The following is an 8,535-nucleotide window of genomic DNA, read 5'->3' on the forward strand; positions in this document are numbered from 1 at the left end:
CATTCACTCACTTGCCGCCTACCTGCAACTCCAAGTAGTTTGGCTATTAATCAAAGGCGGATGTCTGCTTCATCGGCGGTTAATACATGCTTCACATCATAAAGTACATGCTCTTTTTTACCTAAACGACGTAACTTTTCAACACCCATCTGTTTGGTTTGACTATGATCCACGGCCAGTACGATTGCATCGTAGTAACCATCGCGCAGCTCATCAATCAACTCAATACCGTACTCATGCTTCACTTCCTCTTTCGAGGCCCAGCTATCGTATACATCAACTGACATGTTGAAATCTTGCAATTCGTTAACAATATCAATAATTTTGGTATTACGAACATCAGGACAATCACCTTTAAAGGTAAAGCCCATGATCAGCACTTTTGCTTCATCAATATGAATTTTTTTACGTGACAGAGATTTAACTAATTGTGTGGCGACGTATTCACCCATACCATCATTAATACGACGACCAGCTAAAATCACCTCTGGTCGATAGCCAACTTCTTGTGCTTTATGGGTGAGGTAGTAAGGATCCACACTGATGCAGTGACCTCCAACTAACCCCGGCTTGAAATGCAAAAAGTTCCACTTTGTGCCAGCTGCTTTTAAAACAGCTTCAGTATCAATACCTAGTCGATTAAAAATTTTGGCAAACTCATTGATTACAGCAATATTTAGATCACGCTGGGTATTTTCAATAACTTTAGCGGCTTCTGCCACCTTGATTGATGGCGCTTTATGGGTACCAGCAGTGACTATCGAAGCGTATACTTGATCAACAAAATCAGCCACTTCAGGCGTAGAGCCAGAAGTTATTTTCATGATCGTAGTTAAACGATTCACTTTATCTCCTGGATTGATACGCTCTGGGCTATAACCAGCAAAGAAATCGCGATTAAACACTAAACCTGAATTTTTCTCGATGATAGGAAGGCACACTTCTTCCGTTGCACCGGGATAAACTGTTGATTCTAAAACGACAATATCACCGTGGGAGACCACTTTCGCAAGAGCTTCAGAAGCTTTTTTTAGTGGGTTAAGATCCGGTGTTTTTTCATCTGTGATTGGTGTAGGCACGGTAACGATATAAAAATTACAGTCTTTAATCTCTTCCAATTGGTGAGTGTAACTCAGCAATGGAGCACTACGCAGTTCCTCTTCGGAACATTCCAAGGTTAAATCAATGCCAGAGTGTAATTCAGCGACCCTTTTCTGGTTAATATCAAAACCTACCGTGCTAAACTTCTTACCAAACTCAACCGCAAGCGGTAAGCCAACATAGCCTAAACCAATAATGCCAATCTTTACATTTTCTAACTTCATTTTTCTTTACTCGTAATTACAGATTCAATGGCAAACCAATTTCTTTATGATCGCGAGCTGAGCGATAAATGCTGATCAATAGCTCAAGTGATTTTAAACCCTCACGGCCGTCGGTTTCTGGCTCTGCCTCGCCACGCAATACATCGGCAACGTTTTTAAAGTAAGGTGGATGACCAAATCCATAGACTGAAGTGGTTTGGTAGTTGGCTTGTTCAATTTGCTGATCGTAATCTTTTGATTCTGCAAAATTCCATTCTTGGATTTCATTAACCGCCACGCCACCAACACGCACTGTCCCTTTTTTCCCCAAAATAGTGATTGAACCCTCTAAATTATTGGGATAAGTACACATAGTGACCGCCATTGAGCCTAACGCGCCATTACGCCATTTGATGTTCACCACACCAGTATCTTCAACTTCAATATCACGATGAGTGGAGGTCATAGCATGGATGGTTTCAATAGGCCCCACTAGCCAATGGAGAAGATCGACATAATGAGTCGCCTGATTCATAAAAGCACCACCATCCATGTGCCAAGTACCAGACCAAGCAGCGCGGTCGTAATACTCTTGAGGTCTGGTCCAAAACACATTTAAATGCACCATATGGATTTTACCAAAACGCTTTTCCGTCACTGCACGCTTAAGTAATTGCAATGTTGAATTACGGCGGTTTTGTTTAACCACAAATAAACGCACCCCAGCGTCATCACACGCTTTAACCATTGCTAGTCCATCTTCCCACTTGGTCGCCATCGGTTTTTCGGTAATCACATGTACACCGGCTTTCGCAGCTTTAATAGTTTGTGGTGCATGTATGCCACTCGGGGTACACAAGGTGACGATATCAAGTGTTTGTGAAGCGAGCAGATCATCTATCGAGTGATAACCCGGAACGCCGTATTTATTTGAATGCAGCTCTAACACTTCTGGGTTGTTATCGCACACCGCGACCAGCTCATATTCTGAATCAAGCTGCTCAATTGAGCCAAAATGATTTTTAGAAATACGCCCACAACCAACGACTGCTATTCGAATTTTTCTATTTTTTATCATATTAATCACTCTAATTTGCTACTTTTTATCTCAGTGATAGTCCACGGAAATCGCATGAACATCACCGCCCGGTAAGGCTTTCGAGAACCTTACTTAGGTAGTTTTCGTCCATTGCGCAGTTCATCCGTTTACGTTTAATACCACCTTTAAAGGTGGTTTCACTCTTTAATAAGTTCAAACACATCTGCCTGATCCTTGCTAAAGCCTCTGCGCGATCATCGGCTCTAATACGCGAATTGTCCTCACTAAATGCGGTATCAAGGGACCAATGCATGGCCTCTACGCCCCAATGAGAACGCGTCGCTTCAAGCAGCGTTTGGGCTTCTAATTCTTTAGAACAGATATAGTAACGAATACTCACATCTTGCTCTGTTGCTACAGCCGATTCTTGGCGAATCGAAGCGACGATGCCCATTGATTTTAGCTCGGGCCATTCATGCTCAATATCACCTAAAACCGACAAATCACAGTTCACTAAAGCCACTCTCGTTTCCGTTCTTCCGTGACTTTTTTCTTGAGTACTGTAAGAACTACCGTCAAAGTCTTGAAGCATGTCCATTCGAAAATAATCATCAAAGGCTTGCTCAAGCATTCCCTGATTCCCTTTCACTGCTAACAAATAATCCGCTTCTTTATCGAGAATTTTTTGCGCTATTTTCTTTTGGCATCCCATTGCATCGATCGTAACCAAGCAGCCTTTTACCTCTAGCAAGTCAAGTAGCTTGGGGATCGCGGTAATTTCATTACTTTTACTATCAACCTTCTGTTGGCCGATATTCATTCCGTTTGCAGTAGCAAAAGCGTTCACCATGTGAATCGTTCCTTTACCCTTCGAGCGGTCATAAGAGCCACGTAATGTTTTACCGTCGATAGCGATGACTTCTCCATCCGTCAGTGTATGGCAGTCCTTCATCCAAGCTATAACGCTTCTTTGCAACGCTGTCGGATTAATCATGCCCATCACACGAGACAGCGTATCTGCAGAAGGAATACCAGCCTCAAAGTGACCATATCGTTTGAGGAAATCTAAGCGAGCATTGCCAAAATCGATAATGCCATCCCAGCCATCATGACCCGACAAAACGCCACAAATTGTCAGCAAAATAATGTCTGATAATTTGTGTGCTATTTTATTTTCCTGTCGATAATCTTTAATGATTTGAAAATGCATAAATGGGTTGGTTAACTCGCTCATATTTAGGCTCCTATATTGTCTAGTAGCAATTAGAAAACAACAAAAATGATCCACAAGCAGATCTTTATTTTCATGTAGTTACATTCAATAGTTGGGATTAGTGATAGGTTCAAAGCGGATTCTTAGCATCTTTACAGCCCTTATATATCAACAACCTTCATGAGGTTTCCCTGCTGCCTGGTCTAAGCTTTTTCTTCTTCTTTTCTAAACGCAAACCTCACCAGCACAATCGCAACGCCAAGCATGCCGCCCAGTAAGGTTCCAAGCACCGCTATCAATGCTCGTTTGGGCTCATCACGGCTAATCGGCGCTTCTGGTTGCTCTAAGTAAGCGTAACCTTGCACTTGCGCTGGTTTTACTTTACCTAATAGCTCAACCTGCTGAACTTGGGCTTGCAGCAGCGCTAAGCGTGGTTCAAACACACTTAAATTCGTTATACTTTTTAATGCATCGACTTTGGCTTGCAATGCTTTACTACCAATACTAATGGCAAACAGCTTCTCTTCATTCAGATTTTGTACAGGCTCACTAATATTGGCCGCTTTTGCAATTGCCAATGCATTCTGCACTCGCGCCAATTCCACCTGCAGGCGCAATTGGGTTTGCTGCTGCAAACTACTGTATTGCTGGCTAAGTTGGTTATGTTTTACCGTCAATTTACTGGTAAGGTCATTGGTTAGCTGCTGGTTCAGTTGTTGGTTAATAAAGTCGATATAGGCGTTAAGCAACACTAAACTGCTGGCTTTATCAATTGACTGAAAGCTGAGATAAAAATCACCCGCTTGTGTCTTACCCACTTCTTGAGCCGTAATTTTGCCATACCAACTTTGATAAAAGCGCGCCACATCATCAGTTTCGTTATTTTCATTCACTTTAAGCTGTTGCTGCTCAATGGCTAAAAAAGTAGGGTTACTTTGCATAAAGCGCTTTTTATTGTCATTAGTATTAAATGCACGCACAAAACGCTGGAAAATAGTGGCTGGGTTAATTAAGCCATCAAGCTCTTTACTCACAATAATGGTGCCATCTTCTTGGTAGAGATCAAACAATGGCTGATACTGCTTCACCTGTTGCTGGAAGGTTACAATTTGGTTTAATTCAGGCTGGGTAACGGTCGCTTTAGTGCTCCACCACTGCTGCGCTGTTAGCGCATACGCCACCGCTGCCGCCGCAAATAAAACCGTGCACAACAATATGGTTTGTTTCCCTTGCCATAGCGCACTAAACAGCTCACGCAGGTCAATTTCATCATTACTGCCTTGTGGGTAATAAGAGGGTACTGGTGGGTACGCAGAGTGAGAAGACGGAGAGGGTTGATTCACAGTGTTGATCCTATAACTGGTTTTTTAGGCACGCTACCGCCCTTAGGTATCCGCTCCTAAAGGCTGGCTGTTTAAATTGTTGTTCAAGCTTTATCGAATTTGTCAATTTCGAGCCACCTTGCATGCCGAAGTTTAAAGCAAAACCCTTTTCAAGGCGAGACATTCAATGAGAAAAGCGAGCTTTTGTGATTACAGCCACTAGCTAAGCCGCTATAATGCGCATAATTGTTCGTATTATAACCATAGGAATTTTGTATGATCATCGTAACGGGTGGCGCTGGCATGATTGGCAGCAACATTATCAAAGCGCTAAATGAACAAGGCATTACTGATATTCTTGTTGTCGACAACTTAAAAAATGGTCGTAAATTCAAAAACCTAGTTGATCTGGACATTGCCGATTATATGGACCGAGACGATTTCTTGGTGCAGATCATGTCTGGTGAGGATTTCGGCCCTATCGAAGCCGTATTCCATGAAGGTGCTTGCTCTGCAACAACTGAGTGGGATGGCAAGTATGTGATGCTTAACAACTATGAGTATTCTAAAGAGCTACTTCACTACTGCTTAGAGCGCGACATTCCATTTTTGTATGCTTCATCCGCCGCTACCTATGGCGATACCGATACCTTCATTGAAGAAAAAGAGTATGAAGGTGCGCTGAACGTGTACGGCTATTCCAAGCAGCAATTTGATAACTATGTGCGCCGCATTTGGCAAGAAGCACAAGCGCACGGTGAGACCCTTTCCCAAATTACCGGTTTTCGTTATTTCAATGTCTATGGCCCGCGTGAACAGCACAAGGGCTCCATGGCTTCTGTTGCTTTCCATTTAAATAACCAAATGAATGCGGGTGAAAACCCGAAACTGTTTGCAGGTAGTGAAACCTTCCAGCGTGATTTCGTTTATGTGGGTGACGTAGCTGCGGTGAACTTATGGTTTATGGACAGCGGTGTATCTGGTATTTATAACTTAGGTACCGGCAACGCAGAGTCTTTCCAAGAAGTGGCTAAAGCCGTTATCAAGCACCATGGTAAAGGTGAGGTTGAAACCATTCCATTCCCAGATCACCTAAAAGGTGCTTATCAGGAGTTCACCGAGGCCGATTTAACGAAATTGCGCGCCGCAGGTTGTCAGCATCAATTTAAGACGGTGGCTGAGGGTGTGGCTGAGTATATGATGTTGATTAATAAGTAGTGATGGCTGTAATCACCCCCTCCTAACCTCCCCCTAAAAGGGGGAGGAACTAGTAAACATATCTCCCTAAAAGGCTACTCTCCTCTTACTGGAAGACTAATATGGAGTAACCATTGGAAGGGGAGAAATGAAAAATTGAGCATGTTTCTTAGACATATGAAAAGCACTGGCTGCTAACTCGTGGAGTATTAATGAATATATTAATGGCCTTATCTCAACTTGAGGTCACTGGGGCGGAGGTTTACGCCACAACTGCTGGCGATGAACTGACAAAGCGTGGGCATAAGGTATTTTATGTTTCCGATACGCTAACAAAACCTCACCAAGGGCTATTTTATAAACTCCGTTTTAATAAACGCAGTATTCCTCGCCGCTTTTGGCATGTGGGTTATCTTATTTATCTGATTAAGAAACACCATATCCAGCTAGTGCATGCTCACTCTCGTGCCTCAAGCTGGAGTTGTCACATTGCTTGCAAATTAACAAATACGCCTATGGTCACCACAGTACATGGTCGCCAACCTGTACACGCCTCTCGTAAAAAATTTCACGCCATGGGTGACAAAGCGCTGCCGGTTTGTGAGGCTATTGAACAACAACTCATGACTGGATTGAATGTTCCACAAAGCTCGCTCGTCGTAAGCCGAAACGGCATTGAAACGCAAGAATTCACTTGGCAAAACGCTCCTCAAAATAGCAAACCCGTGGTCAGTATTATTGGTAGGTTAACCGGCCCCAAAGGGGATCTTTGTTATCGGTTGCTCGATGAGTGTTTAGACTCAGCGAAATACCAGATTCAGGTCATATCTGGTTCTAAAATTGAAGCGCGTTTTGATAAGTTTACTTCTGACGTTCACTTTCTTGGTTATTCACAAGATGTCGTCTCGATACTTGCTCAATCAGACTTAGTCATTGGGGCTGGCAGAGTGGCAATGGAATCTTTGCTGTGTGGACGGCCTACCCTGGCAATCGGTGAGGCAAGTGCAATTGGTATTGTCGATGACGATAATATCGCTGCGGCCATGGCAAGCAACTTCGGCGACATCGGACCTAAAGATCTCGATATTGATTTTGCAAAAATTAGTCAATATGTGGAACAAGGGTTAAAAACGCCGCACTGTTCACCACAAGTCAGTGAGATAATCCACAACAGCTACAGCTTAACCAATGTGGTCGATCAAATAGAAGATATTTATCAAACGGTTTATGTTGAAAAGCTGCGTAAAGAGATGCCGATTATTATGTATCATCGCTTTATTAAGGATGAAAGTGAAAAGGGCGTACATGGTACCTATCTGCATATTGACATGCTTGAAAAGCACTTCAACCTGCTAAAAAAAATGGGGTTTGAAACGCTAACCTTTAAAGATTTAGCGGATAAAGGGCTTATTCACCGCCTTGAATCAGGCAAGCGCTATATCATGTTAACGGTTGATGATGGCTATCAAGATAACTACGAATTGATGTTGCCGCTATTACGAAAATATGGTTTTAAAGCGGTTGTCTATGTAGTAACTGGGGAGGATTTTAACCGTTGGGATGTTGAAGTACCGAGCAATCCAGAAAAAGCCGTTGCGTTGATGCACAAACACCAAATTAGGGAATTACACCAATCTGGTCATGTAGAAATTGGCGGTCATACAATGACTCATCCATTTCTCAGCAAACTCAGTGAATCTGAACAGCGTAAAGAGATCTCACGTAATAAGCTTGAACTCGAAGAGCTACTAGGCGAACAATTGGTTTCTTTTGCATACCCCTATGGCGATCATGATACGCTCTCAAAACAGATCGTGCATCAATGTGGCTATCAATTTGCGGTTGCTACTAACAGCGGCCCATTATTAATGCATCAAGATCTATATCAAATACGGCGTATTGCTATATTCCCTAAAACCGATGTGTTTGGCCTATGGCGCAAAGTGCGCGGTAATTATACGTTTCGTAAAATAGGGAACTAACTATGGCGTGCAAATGATAACAACTTTAGTTTATTAACCGAAGCTCATACTAAGGGATTGAATATGTCTGGTTTCTCTTTTATAGAAAAATTGCGTAATAAAATTCGAATTAAGCCGAACAATCATATTCAGGTTGGTCAAAATACTCGTATTCGTTATTGTGACATTCACGTCAATGGTAAAAATAATCACCTTATCATTCATGATGATGCTAATTTAAAAGGCGTTTCAATTGAGTTGAATGGTGAAAACTGTACCTTAGAAATCGGGGCAAATTGTGTTATAGGGGAGAATTGCTTTTTCTCTTGCCGAGAACGCAACACTCGACTTGTTATCGGTGACAACTGTATGTTCTCACGCAATGTAAAGATAATGACCAGTGATGGTCATGATATATTGCGTGATGGGAAGCGTATCAATTTAGCTAAAAGTATTGATATAGGATCACGAGTTTGGTTAGCCGATAATGTCACTGTTC

7 protein-coding genes are annotated in these 8,535 nt (G+C 42.4%); 3 read left to right on the forward strand and 4 right to left on the reverse strand.

The genetic code is table 11. The annotated features are described in order from the left end of the window. Positions 1–50: 50 nt before the first annotated feature. From tviB to VOR_RS0100665, 4 genes are all read right to left on the reverse strand, one after another. Entirely contained in the window at positions 51–1,325 is a 1,275-nt protein-coding gene (tviB, locus tag VOR_RS0100650) for a Vi polysaccharide biosynthesis UDP-N-acetylglucosamine C-6 dehydrogenase TviB (protein WP_010317126.1), read from the reverse strand. Between the two features lie 16 nt (positions 1,326–1,341). Beyond that, a complete protein-coding gene (locus VOR_RS0100655) occupies positions 1,342–2,382 on the reverse strand; it encodes a Gfo/Idh/MocA family protein (protein ID WP_010317129.1) in 1,041 nt (346 codons plus the stop codon). A 61-nt stretch (positions 2,383–2,443) separates the two neighbouring features. Further along, positions 2,444–3,577 carry an ISAs1-like element IS1358A family transposase gene (locus VOR_RS0100660; protein WP_010317131.1) on the reverse strand — a complete coding sequence of 378 codons (1,134 nt, stop codon included), beginning with the start codon at positions 3,575–3,577 and terminating at the stop codon, positions 2,444–2,446. Between the two features lie 182 nt (positions 3,578–3,759). Next, a complete protein-coding gene (locus VOR_RS0100665; protein ID WP_010317133.1) occupies positions 3,760–4,899 on the reverse strand; it encodes a Wzz/FepE/Etk N-terminal domain-containing protein in 1,140 nt (379 codons plus the stop codon). Between the two features lie 255 nt (positions 4,900–5,154). Between VOR_RS0100665 and rfaD the strand changes: the two genes are divergently transcribed. The 3 genes from rfaD to VOR_RS0100680 all read left to right on the forward strand — a co-directional run. After that, a complete protein-coding gene (gene rfaD / locus VOR_RS0100670) occupies positions 5,155–6,096 on the forward strand; it encodes an ADP-glyceromanno-heptose 6-epimerase (RefSeq protein ID WP_010317135.1) in 942 nt (313 codons plus the stop codon). 191 nt (positions 6,097–6,287) lie between these two features. Further along, on the forward strand, positions 6,288–8,057 hold the full coding sequence (locus VOR_RS0100675) for a bifunctional glycosyltransferase family 4 protein/polysaccharide deacetylase (protein ID WP_010317137.1): 1,770 nt from the start codon (positions 6,288–6,290) through the stop codon (positions 8,055–8,057). A 63-nt stretch (positions 8,058–8,120) separates the two neighbouring features. Then, on the forward strand, positions 8,121–8,535 hold a 415-nt coding region (locus VOR_RS0100680), incomplete at its 3' end, for an acyltransferase (protein WP_010317140.1).

It is taken from the genome of Vibrio ordalii ATCC 33509 (assembly GCA_000257205.1).
In the GTDB taxonomy this organism is placed as follows: Bacteria; Pseudomonadota; Gammaproteobacteria; order Enterobacterales; family Vibrionaceae; genus Vibrio; species Vibrio ordalii.

What these genes read in the sequence shown, in the direction of transcription:
- tviB (WP_010317126.1), bottom strand. Translation starts at nt 1,325, where the DNA reads ATGAAGTTAGAAAATGTAAAGATTGGCATTATTGGTTTAGGCTATGTT.
- VOR_RS0100655 (WP_010317129.1), bottom strand. Translation starts at nt 2,382, where the DNA reads ATGATAAAAAATAGAAAAATTCGAATAGCAGTCGTTGGTTGTGGGCGT.
- VOR_RS0100660 (WP_010317131.1), bottom strand. Translation starts at nt 3,577, where the DNA reads ATGAGCGAGTTAACCAACCCATTTATGCATTTTCAAATCATTAAAGAT.
- rfaD (WP_010317135.1), top strand. Translation starts at nt 5,155, where the DNA reads ATGATCATCGTAACGGGTGGCGCTGGCATGATTGGCAGCAACATTATC.
- VOR_RS0100675 (WP_010317137.1), top strand. Translation starts at nt 6,288, where the DNA reads ATGAATATATTAATGGCCTTATCTCAACTTGAGGTCACTGGGGCGGAG.